This is a genomic window from uncultured Pseudokineococcus sp. (genome assembly GCF_947495735.1).
GTDB lineage: Bacteria > Actinomycetota > Actinomycetes > Actinomycetales > Quadrisphaeraceae > Pseudokineococcus.
In genome coordinates this window covers 312290-330307 of the sequence record NZ_CANMAA010000004.1, presented here as the reverse complement: position 1 = coordinate 330307, position 18018 = coordinate 312290, and the positions used below count along the sequence as shown (strand labels likewise).

Here is an 18018-nt window from a genome sequence, read left to right as displayed (position 1 = left end):
GGGGGCCGGCGCCCGTCCGACGGGCGCCGGCCCCCGTCGCCGTCCTGAGGGCTCCCGTCGCCGTCCTGCGGGCCCTGGTGGGTGTCCTGCGGCCGTCCTGCCGGTGGAAGGCCCGGTCGCGCCGCCGTCTCGCCCGGACCCGCCCCAGCCCGGTGCTCCTCCGCGCGGCCCCTCGACGCTCCGAGGTGACGGCGAGCGCTCCGCTCGCGAGACTCGGGCCATGACCACGTGGCTGATCACCGGATGCTCCACCGGCCTGGGCCGGTCCCTGGCCGAGGCGGTCCTGGCCCGCGGGGACTCCGCGGCCGTCACCGCCCGCGACGTCTCAGCGGTCGAGGACCTCGTCGCGGCCCACCCGGGCACGGCCCTGGCGCTGGCGCTGGACGTGACCGACGCGGCGCAGGTGGCCGAGGCGGTGCGAGCCGCCGAGGAGCGCTTCGGCGGCGTCGACGTCCTGGTGAACAACGCGGGCTACGGGTACCGCGGCGCGGTCGAGGAGGGCGACGACGCCGACGTGCGGCGCCTGTTCGACACGAACTTCTTCGGCGCCGTGGCGATGGTCAAGGCGGTGCTGCCGGGGATGCGCGCCCGCCGGTCCGGGGCGGTCGTCAACGTCTCCTCGATCGGCGCGCGGGTCTGCCCGCCCGGGTCCGGGTACTACGCGGCCGTCAAGGCGGCGCTGGAGGGGATGTCCGGCTCGTTGCGCCAGGAGCTGGCGCCGCTGGGCGTCGCGGTCATGGCCGTCGAGCCGGGGGGCTTCCGCACCGACTTCGCCGGCCGCTCCCTCACCGGGGCGTCGGCGCCCATCGCGGACTACGCCGAGACCGTCGGGCCCCGGCGCAAGGAGAACGACACCGTCCACGGCACCCAGCCCGGGGACCCGGCGAGGGCGGCGGAGGCGATGATCACGGCGATCACGTCGCCCGAGCCCCCGGCGCTGCTGCTGCTCGGGACGGACGCGCTCTCGGCGGCCGGCGCCGTGCTCGACGCCCAGCGGGCCGAGCTGGAGGCGTGGCGCGAGCTCAGCGCCAGCACCGACCTCCAGGACTGAGCACCTCGAGGACCGAGCGGAGCCGTCCCGGGCGCGCGCCGCGGCCCGGGACGGCCGCGAGGACGCCCCTCAGGCGGCCGTGGACGGCTGGAGCGCCCGGGCGAGGTCGGCCGGTCGGCGGGTCGAGACCAGCCAGTACGGCGTCGGGTCGCCCGGGTCGACCACCTCCACGCGCACGACGCCGTCCGCCCAGCCGCGCATGACGAGGTGCGCGCGGGCGTCGAGGACGGGCCCCCGCTGCTGGCGGGCGTCCTCGCCGTCGTAGCCGCTGGCGGCGCCGAGGTCGCTGCGGGGGATGCGGGCGCCGCCGGCGCGCAGCTCCGTCGTCGTGACGACGACCCGTGGTGAGTTGCGCACGAGCCCGACGACGACGACCGCGCCCACGACCAGGACGGCCGCCACGACCACGGTCGTGCCGAGCGGCGCCGCCGCGATCCCGGTGAGCGCGGCGAGGACGGGTGCGAACACCCAGGTGCCGGGGCCCGGCCACACGCGCTCGGCGTGCAGCACGTCGGCGTCCGGGCGGTCGGCGGCCCCGCGGCCGGGCCGCCCGGCGGGGGAGGGCCGTGCGGCGCCCGCGTCGGCGGACGCCTCGCGCGGCGTCCCTGCTGCGTCCTCCGGATCTGCCACGGGCAGAAGCCTCGCACGGGCCGGGCGGCCGGGTCGCGGGGCTAGGCTCGGCGCCCGTGGAGGTCCCCCCGGTGCCGGTCGGCGGCCCGTCCGCCGAGGCGGTCGAGGTCGTGCCCGTGGCCCTGCGCCGCCTCGACCCCGACCTCCCGCTGCCCGCCTACGCCCAGCCGGGCGACGCCGGGGCCGACCTCCTCGCGAGGCACGACGTGCAGCTGCCCCCCGGCGGCCGCGCCACCGTCGCCACGGGGGTCGCCGTCGCGCTCCCCGAGGGGTACGCCGCCTTCGTCCACCCGCGCTCCGGCCTCGCCGCGCGCCACGGCGTCACGACCCTGAACGGGCCGGGCACCGTGGACGCCGGCTACCGGGGCGAGGTGCTCGTGACGCTCGTCAACACCGACCGCGACGAGGCGTTCTCCGTCCGGCGGGGCGACCGCATCGCCCAGCTCGTCGTCCAGCGCGTGGCGCGCGCGACGTTCGCGGTGGTCGACGAGCTGCCGGGCTCCCCCCGCGGGGAGCGCGGCCACGGGTCCACCGGCGGCTGGACCGCCGCCGCACCGGGAGCGGGCGGGCCCGCGTCTGCCACCCTGGGCGCCCAGGTCGGAGGGACCGGCGGACCGCCGGGGGACCGCGTGAGCACCGCACCGGCCAGCACGACCACCGCACCGGCCGGCACCACCGCCGCCGGCCGGACCGAGACGACCGCCGGGGGCCCGCGCGCCGCCGGGGAGGAGCAGCCGTGAAGTGGCGCCGCAGCAAGGACCAGCCCGTCGAGGAGACCGCGCCCCTCGCGGAGGGGGCGGGTGCTGCTGAGGAGGAGGACGCGCAGGCGGTCGCCGACCGCGCCGCCCGCGTGGCGGCCGAGGCCGAGGCCGAGCGCGTCCGCACGGCGGCCCTGGCCCGCGAGGCCCGCCGCCGGAAGGAGGGCCCTCTCGACCTGACCGAGGTCTCCGAGGAGGACCTCGCCCGGCCGCGCGTGGACCTGGGGGCCCTGCGGCTGCCGGCGGTCCAGGGCATGGAGCTGCGCCTGGAGCTGGAGGAGAAGACCCAGCGCGTCATCGGCGCCGTCATCGTCCTGGGGCCGTCCACGCTGCAGCTGCAGGCCTTCGCCGCGCCGCGCACGGACGGCATCTGGGCGGAGATCCGCGGGGAGATCCGCGGACAGGTGAGCCGTCAGGGCGGGGCCAGCGAGGACGCCGAGGGCGCCTTCGGGCCCGAGGTCCTGGCGCGGGTGCCGGTGCGCACCGAGGACGGGCGCACGGGGCACCGCGCCGTCCGCTTCGCCGGGGTCGACGGCCCCCGCTGGTTCGTGCGCGCCGTCTTCGGGGGGCGCGCCGCCGTCGACCAGGAGGCCGCGGCCCCGCTCGAGGCGCTCCTGCGCGCCGTGGTCGTCGACCGCGGCGCCGAGGCCATGGCCCCGCGCGACATGCTGCCGCTGCGCCTGCCGCCGCAGGACCAGGCCCGGCCGACGGGTCCCCAGGGCGCTCCGGCCGGTGCGGCCGCGCCGGACGGCGACCCGCAGGACCCGCAGGACGCGGGGGAGCAGGGGCCCTCGAGCCAGGTCCCGGCCTCCCCGGCCCCCGGGGGCGAGCAGCAGGTCCCCGCCGACGCCGACGGCGGCGTGGCGGAGGACGGCCTCGGGCCGCTCGACCCGTTCCACCGCGGCCCGGAGACCACCGAGACCCGCTGAGCTGCTGACCCGCTGAGCTGCTGACCCGCTGAGCTGCCGATCGGCCGACCCCCCGGGTCCGCGCGGCACGCCTCGCCCGAGGACCCCCGAGCCCGCCCGGGGCCCGGGGGTCCTCGGGCGTTCCGGTCCGGTCGCGCGCCGGCGGGCCCGGACGCGCATCCGGGTGGTGGTGGAGGGGCGCGCGGCGGGGGCGGGAGGAGCGCCTACGCTGGCCGGGCGACCGCAGGCGGGTCGTGGCCCCGGCTCGTGCCGGTGGCCGTCTGGGCCGGCGATCTGGGCTGACGATCCGGGCTGATGACCCGGGTCGACGAGGAGGACGACGTCGTGGGACGCACGCGCGAACGGCTGGGGCTGTCCCCGGGCAGGGGCGCCGCTCCCGGCGAGCGCGAGGACGGCGCCCTCCCGGCGCCGCGAGGCGGTCTCGACGGGCTGCGCCAGGCGGTCACCCGCTTCAGCAGCCGCGAGGAGATGCACGCGGTGGCCGAGCAGGCCGAGTCGGCCCGCGAGGGCGGCCGGCCGTGCGCGCTCCTCGGGGACCGGCACCGCGTCCTCGTCGCCGGGACGCTGCGCAGCGTGACCCTGCGCCCCCGTGCCGGCACCCCGGCCCTGGAGGCCGAGGTCTTCGACGGCTCCGGCGCGCTGTCGGTCATCTGGCTCGGGCGCCGGGAGATCGCCGGCGTCGAGGCCGGCCGCCGCATCAAGGTCGAGGGGCTGGTCAGCGTGGTGGACCACCACGCCGTCATGTACAACCCGCGGTACGAGCTCCTGCCCACGGCCGCGCCGGCGCGCTCGTGACCCCCGCGACCCCGGACCGGGGCGCCCGCGAGCCGCGCGAGGACCGCGCCGCCGACGTCACGGCGGGCGCACCCGGGCCCGACCCGGTGACGGCGGCGCAGGGGCGCTCCGGCCTGGCGGCGGCCCTCGGTCCCGACTTCTCGGTCTCCGAGGCGCTCGGCGGGCCCCGCGGCGTGGCCGAGGTCGCGCTGCCGAGCGTCGTCTTCGTCGTCGTCGTCAGCCTCCTGCAGGACCTGCGCACCGCGATCTACGCCGCACTGGCCGCCTCGGCCCTCTTCGTCGTGCTCCGCCTGCTGGCGCGCAGCTCGCCCAGTCAGGCGCTGTCGGGCCTCCTCGGCGTGGCGGTGTGCGCCCTCGTCGCCTCGCGCACGGGGGAGGCGCGCGACTTCTTCGCCCTGGGGCTGCTCGTCAACGTCGTCTACGCCGGCGCCTACCTGGTCTCGACGCTGCGGACGCCGGCCTTCTCCGTGCCCCTGGGGCGCGGACGGCGCCTGCGCGTCCCGCGGGGGCCGTGGCCGGTCCTGGGGCTCGTGCTCGGCCTGCTGACCGACGAGCGCCTGGCCTGGAAGGACGACCCGCGCCGGCTGCGCGTGTACGTGCAGGTGACCTGGGTCTGGATCGCCGTCTTCGCGCTGCGGCTGCTCGTCCAGGGGCCGCTGTACCTGGCCGACCAGGTGGCGGCGCTCGGCACCGCGCGCGTCGTCATGGGCTTCCCGCTCTTCGGCCTGGCCGCCTACGTGACGTGGGTGCTCGTGCGCGGGGTCCCCCGCGCGGGGCACCACGGCGAGGACCGCGACGGCGACGGCGGACCCGCGCCGGGGGCCACCGCCGAGCCGCAGCGGCACGAGGGCTAGGCGCACCCCCGACGCCCCACCGCACCCGAGGAGCGGTGGGGGCGGGGCCGCTAGACGAGCTCGGCGCCGCCGGTGTGCCCGGCGGGGTCGCGCTGCCAGCGGCCGGGGGTGAGCATCTCGCGCAGCTCCTCCTCGTCCTCGTCGCCCGCGAGCAGCAGCAGCTCGTCGCGCGCCTCGAGCGCGTCGTCCTCGGTGGGCGCCAGGGGGCGCCCGCCCCGCACGAGGCCGACGAGCACGGTGTCCGGCGGCCAGGAGATGCCGCCGACGGCCGAGCCAGCCAGGGGCGAGGCGTCGGGGATCGTGTAGCCGAGCATCTTGGCGCCGCCGCGGAAGGAGAAGACCTCCACGACGTCGCCGACGGCCACCGCCTCCTCCACCAGCGCCGTCATCAGGCGCGGCGTGGACACCATGACGTCGACGCCCCAGGCCTCGTCGAACATCCACTCGTTCTTGGGGTTGTTCACGCGGGCCACGGTCCGGGGGACGCCGAACTCGGTCTTGGCGAGCAGGGACACCACGAGGTTGGCCTTGTCGTCGCCGGTGGCCGCGACCACGACGTCGGTGGCCTCGAGCCCGGCGCCCGACAGCGAGCCGATCTCGCAGGCGTCGGCGAGGAGCCAGCGCGCGCCGGGCACCGACGCCCGGCCGACGTTCTCGGGGTTGCGGTCCACGAGCAGGACGTCGTGGCCGCCGGCGAGCAGCTCGCGGGCGATGGACCGGCCGACGCTGCCCGCGCCGGCGATGAGCACGCGCACGGCGCCTCCTCGCGGGGTGGTGGGGATGGGGCGGGACGCCGGCGGCGCGCCGCCGGGGGAGGCGCTGGCCGGGTCGTGGCCGCTGCGGGTCCGGGCCCGCAGCGGGTCGCTGCGGCTACTCCGGGTCGGGACCGGCGTCGAGGACCTTCTCGACCTCGGTGACGGCGGCGTCGGGCACGAGCAGGTGGAGCACGTCGCCCTCCTGGTGGACGGTGTCCGGCTTCGGCAGGCGGGCGGAGCCGAGGCGCGTCACGAAGGCCACGCGGGTGGAGGTCGCCCGCTCGAGGTCGGTCAGCCGGGTGCCGACCCAGGACGGCGGCACGGAGACCTCGGCGAGGTGCACCGACCCGCTGGCGTCGGTGTAGTCCGGCACCACGCCGCGGGGGAGCAGGCGCCGGACCATCTGGTCGGCCGTCCACTTCACCGTCGCGACGGTCGGGATGCCCAGGCGCTCGTAGACCTCCGCGCGGGCGGAGTCGTAGATCCGCGCCGCCACGTTCTCGACGCCGAAGACCTCCCGGGCCACCCGGGCGGCCAGGATGTTGGAGTTGTCCCCGCTGCTGACGGCCGCGAAGGCGTAGGCGTCCTCGACGCCGGCCTCCAGCAGCACGTCGCGGTCGAAGCCGACGCCCTGCACCGTGCGGCCCTCGAAGCCCGTGCCGAGGCGGCGGAAGGACTGGGGGTCCTTGTCGACGACGGCCACGGAGTGGCCGTGGCGCTCGAGGGCGACCGCGAGGGTCGACCCGACGCGCCCGCAGCCCATGACGACGAAGTGCACGGCGCGACGCTACTCCTGCGGGAGCGGCCGTCCGCCCGGTCGGGTGCCCGGGCCCCCGACCGGGGGCCGGCGCTCCCCGGCGGACCGGAGCGGTGCCGCGCGGCTCCTACCATCGGCGCCGTGCAGAGCATCGCGGACGGCGCCAAGCGGCTCCTGCTGGGCCGCCCCTTCCGCAGCGACCGGCTCAGCTCCACGCTGCTGCCCAAGCGCGTCGCCCTGCCGGTGTTCGCCTCGGACGCCCTCTCCTCCGTCGCCTACGCGCCCGACGAGATCTTCCTCACCCTGGCCATCGCGGGCATCAGCTCGTACGTGCTGTCGCCGTGGATCGGCCTGGCCGTCGTCGTCGTGATGGCCGTCGTCGTCGCCTCCTACCGGCAGAACGTCCGCGCCTACCCCTCCGGCGGCGGGGACTACGAGGTGGCCACGACGAACCTCGGGAGGACGCCCGGCCTCGTCGTGGGCAGCGCGCTGCTCGTGGACTACGTCCTCACGGTCGCGGTGTCCATCTCCTCGGGCGCCCAGTACGCGGCGTCGGCGCTGCCGTTCCTCGCCGGGCACGAGACGAGCCTCGCGGTCGCCCTCGTGCTGCTGCTCATGGCCATCAACCTGCGCGGCGTGCGCGAGTCGGGCCGGGCCTTCGCGATCCCCACCTACGTCTTCATGGCCTCGGTCCTCGGCATGTGCGCCTGGGGCTTCCTGCGCGCCGCGACGGGCGACCTGCCCGCCGTGGAGAGCGCCGAGCTCGAGCTCATCGCCGAGCCCGGCTACGAGGAGGGCCTGACGGGGATCGTGGGCGGGTTCCTCGTCCTCCGCGCCTTCTCCTCCGGCTGCGCCGCGCTGACGGGCGTGGAGGCCATCAGCAACGGGGTGCCGGCGTTCCGCAAGCCCAAGAGCCGCAACGCCGCGACGACGCTCGCGCTGCTCGGCGCGCTGTCGATCGCCATGCTGATGGGCGTCATCGCCCTCGCGAACATGACCGGCCTGCGCTTCGCGGAGCTGCCGGCCACGCAGCTGCTGCGCGACGGCGTCCCGGTCGGGGACACCTACCAGCAGGACCCGGTGATCGGGCAGCTCGCGCGGGCCGTGTTCGACACGGCGCCGTTCGCCTTCTTCCTCGTGACGGCGGCCACCGGGCTCATCCTCGTGCTCGCGGCGAACACGGCCTTCAACGGCTTCCCGGTGCTCGGCTCCATCCTCGCCCGCGACGGCTGGCTGCCCCGCCAGCTGCACACGCGCGGGGACCGGCTGGCCTTCAGCAACGGCATCCTCCTGCTGGCGGGGGCGGCGATCGTCCTGGTCGTCGCCTTCGACGCGCAGGTGACCCGGCTGATCCAGCTGTACATCGTCGGGGTCTTCGTGTCGTTCACCCTGAGCCAGCTGGGCATGGTCAAGCACTGGAACCGCCACCTGCGCACGGAGGCGGACCCGGTGGCGCGCAGCCGGATGCTGCGCTCGCGCGCCATCAACGGCCTCGGGCTGGCCCTGACGGCGACGGTCCTGGTGATCGTCCTGGCGACGAAGTTTGTCCAGGGCGCCTGGATCGCCCTCCTGGCCATGGCCGTGCTCTTCGCGCTCATGCGGGGGATCCGGACGCACTACACGCGGGTGGCCGCCGAGCTGGAGGTCGCCGAGGGCGCCGCCGTCCCGCGCGTGCTGCCCAGCCGCGTCCACGCCATCGTCCTGGTCTCCAAGCTGCACCTGCCGACGCTGCGGGCGCTGGCGTACGCCCGCGCGTCCCGTCCGTCGGTCCTCGAGGCGGTCACGGTCGTCGTGGACCCCGCGGAGACGAAGGCGCTGCAGCGCAGCTGGGACAGCCGGGGCCTGCCCGTGCGGCTGAAGGCGCTCGAGTCCCCGTACCGCGAGATCACCCGACCCGTCGTCGACTACGTGCGGGCGCTCAAGCGCGAGAGCCCGCGCGACCTGGTGGTCGTCTACGTGCCGGAGTACGTGGTGGGGCACTGGTGGGAGCAGCTCCTGCACAACCAGAGCGCGCTGCGCCTGAAGTCGCGCCTGCACTTCATCCGGGGCGTCGTCGTGGCGAGCGTGCCGTGGCAGCTCGCCTCGAGCGAAGGGGCCGACGTCGACGACGCCGGGCTCGCCCCGGGCGACGTCCGCCGCGGTGCGGTGGGCCCGGCGCCCGCGGCCCCGCGGCCGTCCTCCCCGCCGCAGGCGCCCCGGTGAGCGGGCAGGGGACGGGCCCGGAGGTGGGCGCGGAGCCGAGCTCAGGGGTGGGTGCGGAGACGGGCGCGGAGCCGCACCGGGACGTCGACCCGCAGCAGCCCGCCGGGGGAGCCGGGCCGTCCTCGACGGCGCCCGTGCCGACCGGTCAGCCCGCACCGCCCTCCCAGGGGGACGTGCTGGAGCTCGAGGTCGGTCCCGTGGCCCACGGGGGGCACTGCGTGGCCCGGCACGAGGGCCGCGTCGTCTTCGTGCGGCACGCGCTGCCGGGCGAGCGGGTCCGGGCCCGGCTCACCGAGGCCGGCGCCGAGCAGGGCTTCTGGCGCGCCGACGCCGTGGAGGTGCTGAGCGCCTCGCCCGACCGCGTCGAGCCGGCCTGCCCGGTGGCGCGGCCCGGCGGGTGCGGCGGGTGCGACTGGCAGCACGCCGCGCCGGCGGCCCAGCGCCGGCTCAAGGCCGACGTGCTGCGCGAGCAGATGCAGCGGCTGGCGGGGCTGGACGTCGACGTCCCCGTCGAGGAGGTGCCGCTGCCGGAGGGCGCCGGCACCGACCCCGGCGACGCGGCGCGCGGCCTCGGCTGGAGGACGCGCGTGGCCTACGCGGCCGACGGCGCGGGGCGGCTGGGGTTCCGGGCCCACCGCGAGCACCGGGTCGTGCCGGTCGAGAGCTGCCCGATCGCCTCGCCCGGGGTCGTGGACCTCGGCCTGCCGCAGCAGCGGTGGCCGGGCTGGCGCACCGTCGAGGCCGTCGTCCCGGGCGGCGGCGAGGGGGGCGCCCTCGTCGTCGCCGTGCCGCGGCCCGCGCCCGGCGCCGGGGCTCCCGCCGCCGGGGGGCCCGGCGGCGGGGGTCCGGGGCGCGGCGGTCGACGCCCCGACCGCCGCAGGGCGAGCGGGCGTCGGCCGGCGTCCGCGCCCGTCGCCGAGCCGGACCTGCCGCCCCTGCCGGACGGCGTCTCGGTGGCCACCTCGCCCCCGCGCGGCCCGCGGCAGCCGCCCGGACCGCTGCACCGGGTCAGCGGGCGCTCCTGGGTCCGCGAGGAGGTGGCGGGCCGCGCCTTCCGCGTCACCGGGTCGGGCTTCTGGCAGGTGCACCCGGGCGCGGGGGCCGTCCTGACCGACGCCGTCCTGCGCGTCCTCGCGCCGCGGCCGGGGGAGACCTCGCTCGACCTCTTCAGCGGCGCCGGTCTGCTGACGGCGGCCCTGGCCGGAGCGGTGGGCCCGACGGGTCGGGTGACGGCGGTCGAGGGGGACGAGCGGGCGGTCGCCGACGCGCGGCGCAACCTCCACGACCTGGCGCAGGTGCGGCTGGTGCTCGGGCCGGTGCAGGAGGTGCTGGAGCGCGGGCTCGACGAGGAGGGGGCGCCGGGCGCGGACGGGGCTCCGCCGCCGATCGACCTGGTGGTGCTGGACCCGCCGCGGACGGGCGCGCGCGCCGGCGTGGTCCGGGCGGTCGTCGCCCGTCGGCCCCGCGCCGTGGCCTACGTCGCCTGCGACCCGGCGGCGCTCGCCCGCGACGTCGCGACGTTCTCGGAGGAGGGGTACGAGCTGAGGGGCCTGCGGGCCTTCGACCTGTTCCCCAACACCCACCACCTGGAGTGCGTGGCGCTGCTGGAGCCCCGCAGACCCCCCGCCGCTGACCCCCGCCGCTGACCCGCGCCGCCGATCTCGGCCAGGACCCCCGACGGACCGGCGACGCTGCGGGGCGCACCCGCGGTGGTGGTGCCGAGGTCCGCAGCGGCGGCGCGCCGCTGCGGACCTCGGGGCGGGAGGGCTCAGGAGGAGGAGGTCATCTCCGCGGGGTCGCCGTCGGGGTCGGAACCGGGGTCGGTGTCGTCCTCGGCGACCCCGTCGACGGCGGCCGTGACCTCCTGGCGCTCCGGCATCTCCTGCGGGTCGCCGTCGCTGTCGGCGTGGTCCTGCTCGTCGCCCGTCGTGCTGCTGTCGGTGCTCATGGCGCTCCTGCGGGTCGGGGCCCCCGCCGCGGTGCGCGGGGACCGGTCCTCGCGACGCTAGGCCTCCCGCGGACCGCCCGCCCGCCCGACCGCGCCGCGGCGCGCCCCGCCCGACGGCTCACCCCCCGCCCTCGTGACCGCGTCTCGCGACCGTGCGGCGGCGCGCCGCCCGTGACACCGGCGGGGCCCTCGGCCTAGTATCTTGACGTCAAGATACTTCGGGCCGCGGCAGGGCCGGGCTCGCGCGAGGATCAGCACGTTCAGTCAGCGTCGACGGGAGACGACATGAGCACGAGCAGCGACGAGGCGGGCCGCAGCGCCGGCCCCGACACCTTCGGGGCGCGGGGCGTCCTGGAGGTCGGGGGCGCCGAGCACGGCATCTACCGGCTGTCCGCCGTCGAGGGCGCCGAGCGCCTTCCCTACAGCCTGAAGGTCCTCCTGGAGAACCTGCTGCGCACCGAGGACGGCGCGAACGTCACCGCCGACCACGTGCGCGCGCTCGCCGGGTGGGACCCGTCGGCCGAGCCGGACACCGAGATCCAGTTCACGCCGGCCCGCGTGGTCATGCAGGACTTCACGGGCGTGCCCTGCATCGTCGACCTCGCCACGATGCGCGAGGCCGTCGCCGAGCTGGGCGGCGACCCGACCCGCATCAACCCGCTCGCGCCCGCCGAGCTGGTCATCGACCACTCGGTCGTCATCGACGTCGCGGGCCGCCCGGATGCCTTCGAGCGCAACGTCGAGATCGAGTACGAGCGCAACGGCGAGCGCTACCAGTTCCTGCGCTGGGGCCAGGGCGCCTTCGACGACTTCAAGGTCGTCCCGCCGGGCACCGGCATCGTCCACCAGGTCAACATCGAGCACCTCGCGCGCGTCGTCTTCGACCGCGACGGCGTCGCCTACCCGGACACGCTGGTGGGCACCGACTCCCACACGACGATGGTCAACGGCCTCGGCGTGCTCGGCTGGGGCGTCGGCGGCATCGAGGCCGAGGCCGCCATGCTCGGCCAGCCCGTCAGCATGCTCATCCCGCGCGTCGTGGGCTTCAAGCTCTCCGGGGAGATCCCCGCGGGCGTCACCGCGACCGACGTCGTCCTGACGATCACCGAGCAGCTGCGCCAGCACGGCGTCGTCGGCAAGTTCGTCGAGTTCTACGGCGAGGGCGTGGCCCAGGTGCCGCTGGCCAACCGCGCCACCATCGGCAACATGAGCCCGGAGTTCGGCTCCACCGCGGCGATCTTCCCGGTCGACGAGGAGACGCTGCGCTACCTGCGCCTCACCGGCCGCAGCGACGAGCAGGTCGCGCTCGTCGAGGCCTACACCCAGGAGCAGGGCCTCTGGCACGACCCGAGCCGCGAGGCCCAGTACTCGGAGTACCTCGAGCTCGACCTGTCCACGGTCGTCCCGAGCATCGCCGGGCCGAAGCGCCCCCAGGACCGCGTGGCCCTCTCCGAGGCCAAGGAGTCCTTCCGCGGCGCCCTCGAGAACTACGCGCAGCCGGAGAGCCCCCAGGACGAGGCGCTCGAGGAGAGCTTCCCCGCCAGCGACGCCCCGACGGCCAGCGGCTCGTCCGACGAGGGCCGGCCGGTGGACGCGCCGACGGCGGCGCGCCGCGCGTCGCGCCGCGTGCCCGTCACCCTGTCGGACGGCACGACGACCGAGCTCGACCACGGCCACGTGGCCATCGCCTCGATCACCTCGTGCACCAACACCTCGAACCCGACGGTCATGGTCGCGGCGGCCCTGGTCGCCAAGGCCGCCGTCGAGCGCGGGCTGACCGCCAAGCCGTGGGTCAAGACCTCCCTGGCGCCCGGCTCCAAGGTCGTCATGGACTACTACGCCCGCGCGGGCCTGACGCCGTACCTGGAGAAGCTGGGCTTCCACCTCGTCGGCTACGGCTGCACCACCTGCATCGGCAACTCCGGCCCCCTGGCGCCGGAGATCTCCCAGGTGATCAACGACGAGGACCTCGCCGTCGTCTCGGTGCTCTCCGGCAACCGGAACTTCGAGGGCCGGATCAACCCGGACATCAAGATGAACTACCTGGCCAGCCCGCCCCTGGTCATCGCCTACGCGCTCGCCGGGACGATGGACTGGGACCCGGAGACCGAGGCCCTCGGCACGGACGAGAGCGGCGCCGACGTCTTCCTGCGCGACCTGTGGCCGAGCGCCGCCGAGGTCGACGAGGTCGTCACCGGCTCCATCACGACGGACATGTTCACGAAGGACTACGCCGACGTCTTCGCCGGCGACGAGCGGTGGAAGTCCCTCCCGACGCCCGAGGGCGAGACGTTCGCGTGGGACGAGGGCTCGACCTACGTGCGCAAGCCCCCGTACTTCGAGGGCATGGGCGCCGAGCCGGCACCGCTGCAGGACATCGAGGGCGCCCGGGTGCTCGCCAAGCTGGGCGACTCGGTGACCACCGACCACATCAGCCCCGCCGGCTCGATCAAGGCCGACAGCCCCGCCGGGCGCTACCTCGGCGAGCACGGCGTGGAGCGGACGGACTTCAACTCCTACGGCTCGCGCCGCGGCAACCACGAGGTGATGATCCGCGGCACCTTCGCGAACATCCGGCTGCGCAACCAGCTGCTGGACGGCGTCGAGGGCGGCTTCACCCGCGACTTCACGGCCGGCGGGGAGCAGACGACGATCTACGACGCCGCGCAGTCCTACGCCGCGCAGGGGACGCCGCTCGTCGTCCTCGCGGGCAAGGAGTACGGCTCCGGATCCAGCCGCGACTGGGCGGCCAAGGGCACGCGCCTGCTGGGCGTGCGCGCCGTCCTCGCCGAGAGCTACGAGCGCATCCACCGCTCGAACCTCATCGGGATGGGCGTCCTGCCGCTGCAGTACCCCGACGGCGAGAGCGCGGAGAGCCTGGGGCTCGACGGCACCGAGACCTTCGCGGTCTCCGGCGTCACCGCGCTGGACGAGGGCAGCACGCCTCGGACGCTGCGCGTGACCGCGACCAAGGAGTCCGGCGAGACCGTCGAGATCGACGCGCGGCTGCGCATCGACACGCCGGGGGAGGCGGACTACTACCGCCACGGCGGCATCCTCCAGTACGTGCTCCGCTCGCTCCTGGGCGGTGGCGCTCGTGGCTGAGGACCTCCTGACCAGCGGCGACCAGCCCGGCGCCTTCCCCCCGGGGAGCTTCGTCCTCTGGGCGACCCTCCAGGTGCGCGAGGACCGCGTCGAGGAGTTCCTCGCCGGCATCGCCGACGACGCGCGCTGCTCCCTGCGCGACGAGCCCGGCTGCCTCGGGTTCACCGTCCACCGGGACGCGGCCGACCCGCTGCGCTTCCACTTCCACGAGGTCTACGTCTCGCGCGAGGCCTTCGAGGTGGACCACCGGGGCTCGGCGCACTTCGCCCGCTGGGACGTCGTGTCCGAGCGGACGGTCATCAAGGCCGACCTCGTCTTCTCCGAGGTCGTCGCGCTGCCCTGACGCGGCGCCGGAGCAGCACGAGGGCCGGGCACCTGCGGGTGCCCGGCCCTCGTGCGTCGTGACGGGCCCCAGCGGCGTGCCGTCGCCCGGGACGCCGGCGCCCGGGGCGTCGGCGCCCGGGGCGTCGGCGTCAGGGCGCCGGCGGGTGCAGGACGGCGTCCACGACGGCGTCGGGCGCGTCCTCGGGCACCCAGTGGGAGACGCCCCGGAGCGTGCGGCCGCGGTAGGGGCCGGTGACGTGCGCGGCGCAGCGCGCGGCCGTGCCGCGCGCCACGGCGACGTCGCGGTCGCTCCAGAGGTAGGTGGTGGGGACGGTCACGGCGCCCACGGCGGCCAGGTCCCGGCTGCGCAGCGCCCGGTACCAGGCCAGCGCGCCCGCCAGGGTCTCGGGCGAGGACAGGGGCGCCAGGTGCGCGTCGACGACGTCGCGGGGCACGGCCGAGCCGGCGAAGGCGGCGCGCAGGCCCCGGGCCCGACCGGCGAGCAGCACCCGCTCGGCGAGCCCGCGGCGGCGCAGGAGCCCGATGTAGGCCGAGCGCAGGCGCTGCTCGCGGTCGTGGGCGAGCCCGGCCCCGAAGGCCCGCGGGTGCGGCACCGAGAGGGCCACGAGGCTCCCGACCCGCTCGGGGTGGGAGGCGCCCAGGGCCCACGCGACGACGGCGCCCCAGTCGTGCCCGACCACGGTGGCGCGCTGCGCCCCCGCGGCGTCCAGGACGGCCACGGCGTCGGCCACGAGCCGGTCCAGCCGGTAGGCCTCCACCGCGCCGGGGCGCGCCGAGGCCGTGTAGCCGCGCTGCTCCGGCACCAGGACGCGCCGACCAGCGGCCACGAGCCCGCCGACCACGGCGTCGAAGGAGCGCCACGAGCCGGGGAAGCCGTGCAGGAGGAGGACCGGCTCGCCCTCCTCGGCGGCGCCCGGCGGCCCCGGCCGGGTGACGTGCACGGGCAGCTGCAGCCCGTCGCCGACGTCGACGCGCAGCAGGTGCGCCACCGGCCCCTGCTCGTCCGGCCCGTGCTCGTCCGGCCCCTGCTCGTCCGGCCCGTGCTCGTCCGATTCATGGGCATCCGGTGCGGACCGGTCCAGTGCTGGCTCGTCCCGTGCTGGTTCGTCCGAGGCTGGCTCGTCCGGGGCGTGCTCACCCGCCGCGGGGACGTCGCTGCGGTGGCCGTCGTCGGGCGGGGGGCTGGTCACGGGGCCACCTCACCGCTGTCGGGGGTCGGGCGCACGATGGACGCGTGCCAGACCCGTCGCCAGGACCGTCCTCCCGCCCGTCGTCCCGTCCTCCCTCGCGCCCGCCGGTCCGCCTCCGCGGGGGCGCCGCTCCCGGCGCCGCCCCCCGCGGGTGGCCGGACGACGTCCCCCCTCCGGGCGCCGAGGGCTGGGAGCAGCGCGCTGCCGCGTGGCTCCTCGACGCCTGCCCGCCCGACTACCGCGGCCACGCCGTGCTGGTGCGCCAGCCGCGCGTGCTCGCCCGGCTCGCCGTCCTGCACTCCGGGGCCCAGCTGGACGGGCTGCGCCGCGCCGTCGCCACGCTGCGCGCCGACCTCTCCGGCGCCGTGGGCCCGCGGGTGGTCGACGCGGCGCTCGAGGCGCTCGAGGCCGAGCGCGTGCGGCTGCTCGCCGTCGAGGAGGGGGCGGTGCTGGTGGAGCAGGCCCTCTCCGGGGTCCGGGTCGTGCCGTCGCTCTGACCGCGCGGACGCCCGCGGTGGCTGCCCCGCGCGCGCTCGCGCGCCGTGTGCGCAGCCTGGTGCGGCACGGCGGCGGCGCGGCGCGCGGACGGGGCCGCGCCGCGGGTGAGGTGGGGGTCGGAGGCGGTGTCGACCTACAGTGGCACCTCTGGGACGGACGTCCCCGGGGAGACGAGGTGGTGCGCGGTGGCGAGCGCGGAGGCGGCCGGACCGGCCGAGGACGGAGCCGGGGGGCAGCGGCGCCCGAGCTCGGCGCTGGAGCGCTCGGCGGTGCTGCCGAGGGTCCGCGGACCGCAGGACCTCCGCGCCCTGACCCCGGCCGAGCTGCGCGAGCTCGCCGACGAGGTGCGCGTGCACCTCGTGGAGTCGGTCGCGCGCACCGGTGGGCACCTCGGCCCCAACCTCGGGGTCGTCGAGCTGACCATCGCCGTCCACCGGGTCTTCGACAGCCCGTCGGACACGGTCGTCTTCGACACCGGGCACCAGTCCTACGTGCACAAGCTCCTCACCGGCCGCCAGGACCTGTCGACGCTGCGCACGCGGGGCGGCATCGCCGGCTACCCCAGCCGGGCCGAGTCCGTCCACGACGTCGTCGAGAACTCCCACGCCAGCACCTCGCTCTCGTGGGCGGACGGCATCGCCCGGGCGCGGTCCCTGACGGGTGAGGGGCACCGGTCCACCATCGCGGTCGTCGGCGACGGCGCCCTCACCGGCGGCATGGCCTGGGAGGCGCTGAACAACATCGCGGCGAGCCGGGAACGTCCCCTCGTCATCGTCGTCAACGACAACGAGCGCAGCTACGCGCCGACCATCGGCGGTCTGGCGCACCACCTCTCGACCCTGCGGGTCACCCGCGGGTACGAGCGCTTCCTCGACTGGGGCAAGCAGGCGCTGCGCCGCGGCGGCACGCCGGGCCGCCTCGCCTACGGCACGCTGCACGGGGTCAAGAAGGGCCTCAAGGACATCGTGGCGCCGCAGGGCATGTTCGAGGACCTCGGCCTGAAGTACCTCGGGCCCGTGGACGGGCACGACCTCGAGGCCCTCGAGCGCGTCCTGACGATCGCCAAGGACTACGGCGGTCCCGTCATCGTCCACGCGCTGACGAACAAGGGGCACGGCTACGCGCCCGCCCTCGCCGACGTCGCCGACCAGTTCCACGCCGTCGGCGTCATCGACCCGGTCACCGGCGCCCCGGTGGCGGCGGGCGGCGCCCCCAAGCGCGCCTCGTGGACGTCGGTGTTCGCCGACGAGGTGCTGGCGGTGGCGCGCGAGCGCGAGGACGTCGTGGGCGTCACGGCCGCCATGCTCATCCCGGTCGGCCTGCACAAGATGGCCGAGGCGATGCCCGAGCGCGTCGTCGACGTCGGCATCGCCGAGCAGCACGCCGCCACCTCGGCGGCCGGCATGGCCTTCGCCGGCCTGCACCCCGTCGTGGCCGTCTACGCGACCTTCCTCAACCGCGCCTTCGACCAGGTCCTGCTCGACGTCGCCCTGCACCGCGCCGGGGTCACGTTCGTGCTCGACCGCGCGGGCGTCACCGGCCCGGACGGGCCGAGCCACCACGGCATGTGGGACCTCGCCCTCCTCCAGCACGTGCCGGGCCTGCGCCTCGCGGCGCCCCGCGACGGCGCCACCCTGCGCGAGGAGCTGCGCGAGGCGGTGGGCGTCGACGACGCGCCGACGGTCGTGCGCTTCCCCAAGGGCTCTGCGCCCGAGGACCTCCCGGCGCTCGAGCGGCTCGGGGAGCCGGGGTCCTGGGGCGCCCCGGACGTGCTGGCCCGCACGGGCGGCGACGCCGGCGACGACGCCCGGGGCGCCGGCGACGAGGGCGCGGACGTCCTCGTCGTGGCCGTGGGCGCCCTCGCCGGCCTCGGGCTGGACGTCGCCCGGCGCCTGGCGCCGCACGGCGTCTCCGCGACCGTCGTCGACCCGCGCTGGGTCCTGCCCGTGCACCCGGCTCTCGTGGCCGCCTGCGCGCAGCACCGTCTCGTCGTCGTCGCCGAGGACGGGCTGCGCACCGGCGGCGTGGGCTCGCGCCTGCGCGACGAGCTGGCCGACACCGGGGTCCGCGTCGAGGTGCGGTGCGTGGGCGTGCCCGTCGCGTTCCTCGAGCACGCCGAGCGCTCCGAGGTGCTGGCCGAGATCGGTCTCACGGCGCAGGACGTCGCCCGCGACGTCCTCGGGCGCGTGGCGGCCCTGGAC

14 protein-coding genes and 2 pseudogenes are annotated in these 18018 nt (G+C 76.9%); 11 read left to right on the top strand and 5 right to left on the bottom strand.

Annotated features, from left to right (window positions below; all coding sequences use genetic code 11):
- Positions 1-220: 220 nt before the first annotated feature.
- Positions 221-1051: an oxidoreductase gene (locus Q0848_RS08795; RefSeq protein WP_299036722.1), complete on the top strand. Its 831-nt coding sequence runs from the start codon at positions 221-223 to the stop codon at positions 1049-1051.
- A gap of 69 nt (positions 1052-1120) precedes the next feature.
- Here Q0848_RS08795 and Q0848_RS08790 read toward each other — a convergent pair whose 3' ends face one another.
- Positions 1121-1681, bottom strand: coding sequence for a DUF3093 domain-containing protein (locus Q0848_RS08790; RefSeq protein ID WP_299036721.1), 561 nt, complete (start codon positions 1679-1681; stop codon positions 1121-1123).
- A 71-nt stretch (positions 1682-1752) separates the two neighbouring features.
- Between Q0848_RS08790 and dut the strand changes: the two are divergent.
- The 4 genes and pseudogenes from dut to Q0848_RS08770 form a co-directional block, all read left to right on the top strand.
- Positions 1753-2220, top strand: a pseudogene (dut, locus tag Q0848_RS08785) (dUTP diphosphatase); the annotation flags it as partial.
- A 197-nt stretch (positions 2221-2417) separates the two neighbouring features.
- Positions 2418-3368, top strand: a complete 951-nt coding sequence (locus Q0848_RS08780; RefSeq protein ID WP_299036719.1) for a DUF3710 domain-containing protein — start codon at positions 2418-2420, stop codon at positions 3366-3368.
- Positions 3369-3662: 294 nt separating this feature from the next.
- Complete coding sequence (locus Q0848_RS08775) at positions 3663-4163, top strand: OB-fold nucleic acid binding domain-containing protein (protein WP_299036718.1); 501 nt, start codon at positions 3663-3665, stop codon at positions 4161-4163.
- Complete coding sequence (locus Q0848_RS08770) at positions 4160-5017, top strand: DUF3159 domain-containing protein (RefSeq protein WP_299036717.1); 858 nt, start codon at positions 4160-4162, stop codon at positions 5015-5017. The genes Q0848_RS08775 and Q0848_RS08770 overlap by 4 nt, the downstream gene beginning before the upstream one ends.
- Before the next feature lie 50 nt (positions 5018-5067).
- Here Q0848_RS08770 and Q0848_RS08765 read toward each other — a convergent pair whose 3' ends face one another.
- Positions 5068-5772, bottom strand: coding sequence for a TrkA family potassium uptake protein (locus Q0848_RS08765; protein WP_299036716.1), 705 nt, complete (start codon positions 5770-5772; stop codon positions 5068-5070).
- 115 nt (positions 5773-5887) lie between these two features.
- Positions 5888-6550, bottom strand: coding sequence for a TrkA family potassium uptake protein (locus Q0848_RS08760; protein WP_299036715.1), 663 nt, complete (start codon positions 6548-6550; stop codon positions 5888-5890).
- A 120-nt stretch (positions 6551-6670) separates the two neighbouring features.
- Here Q0848_RS08760 and Q0848_RS08755 point away from each other — a divergent pair, with 120 nt between their 5' ends.
- Positions 6671-8731, top strand: coding sequence for an APC family permease (locus tag Q0848_RS08755; RefSeq protein ID WP_299036714.1), 2061 nt, complete (start codon positions 6671-6673; stop codon positions 8729-8731).
- A 134-nt stretch (positions 8732-8865) separates the two neighbouring features.
- Entirely contained in the window at positions 8866-10377 is a 1512-nt protein-coding gene (locus Q0848_RS08750) for a TRAM domain-containing protein (RefSeq protein ID WP_366146506.1), read from the top strand.
- Between the two features lie 122 nt (positions 10378-10499).
- On the opposite strand, the gene Q0848_RS08745 is transcribed toward Q0848_RS08750, so the two are convergent.
- Positions 10500-10679: a hypothetical protein gene (locus Q0848_RS08745; RefSeq protein WP_299036712.1), complete on the bottom strand. Its 180-nt coding sequence runs from the start codon at positions 10677-10679 to the stop codon at positions 10500-10502.
- Positions 10680-10964: 285 nt separating this feature from the next.
- On the opposite strand from Q0848_RS08745, the gene acnA reads away from it, so the two are divergent.
- Positions 10965-13784 (top strand): aconitate hydratase AcnA, encoded by a 2820-nt coding sequence (gene acnA, locus Q0848_RS08740; RefSeq protein ID WP_299036711.1) that lies wholly within the window; start codon positions 10965-10967, stop codon positions 13782-13784.
- The gene (locus Q0848_RS08735) at positions 13777-14127 is read left to right on the top strand and encodes a putative quinol monooxygenase (protein ID WP_299036710.1); all 351 of its coding nucleotides are present in this window, start codon (positions 13777-13779) and stop codon (positions 14125-14127) included. The genes acnA and Q0848_RS08735 overlap by 8 nt, the downstream gene beginning before the upstream one ends.
- Positions 14128-14257: 130 nt before the next feature.
- On the opposite strand, the gene Q0848_RS08730 is transcribed toward Q0848_RS08735, so the two are convergent.
- Positions 14258-15082 (bottom strand): alpha/beta hydrolase, encoded by an 825-nt coding sequence (locus tag Q0848_RS08730; protein ID WP_366146505.1) that lies wholly within the window; start codon positions 15080-15082, stop codon positions 14258-14260.
- A 281-nt stretch (positions 15083-15363) separates the two neighbouring features.
- Here Q0848_RS08730 and Q0848_RS08725 point away from each other — a divergent pair, with 281 nt between their 5' ends.
- Together Q0848_RS08725 and dxs are read left to right on the top strand one after the other, a co-directional pair.
- Entirely contained in the window at positions 15364-15816 is a 453-nt protein-coding gene (locus tag Q0848_RS08725; RefSeq protein WP_299036708.1) for a hypothetical protein, read from the top strand.
- A gap of 270 nt (positions 15817-16086) precedes the next feature.
- Positions 16087-18006 (top strand): annotated as a pseudogene (dxs, locus tag Q0848_RS08720) (1-deoxy-D-xylulose-5-phosphate synthase); the annotation flags it as partial.
- Between the last annotated feature and the right edge of the window lie 12 nt (positions 18007-18018).

Bases quoted from the DNA above. Each gene is read 5' to 3' on its own strand.
- Q0848_RS08795 (WP_299036722.1), top strand. From the start codon at position 221: ATGACCACGTGGCTGATCACCGGATGCTCCACCGGCCTGGGCCGGTCC.
- Q0848_RS08775 (WP_299036718.1), top strand. From the start codon at position 3,663: ATGACCCGGGTCGACGAGGAGGACGACGTCGTGGGACGCACGCGCGAA.
- Q0848_RS08745 (WP_299036712.1), bottom strand. From the start codon at position 10,679: ATGAGCACCGACAGCAGCACGACGGGCGACGAGCAGGACCACGCCGAC.
- acnA (WP_299036711.1), top strand. From the start codon at position 10,965: ATGAGCACGAGCAGCGACGAGGCGGGCCGCAGCGCCGGCCCCGACACC.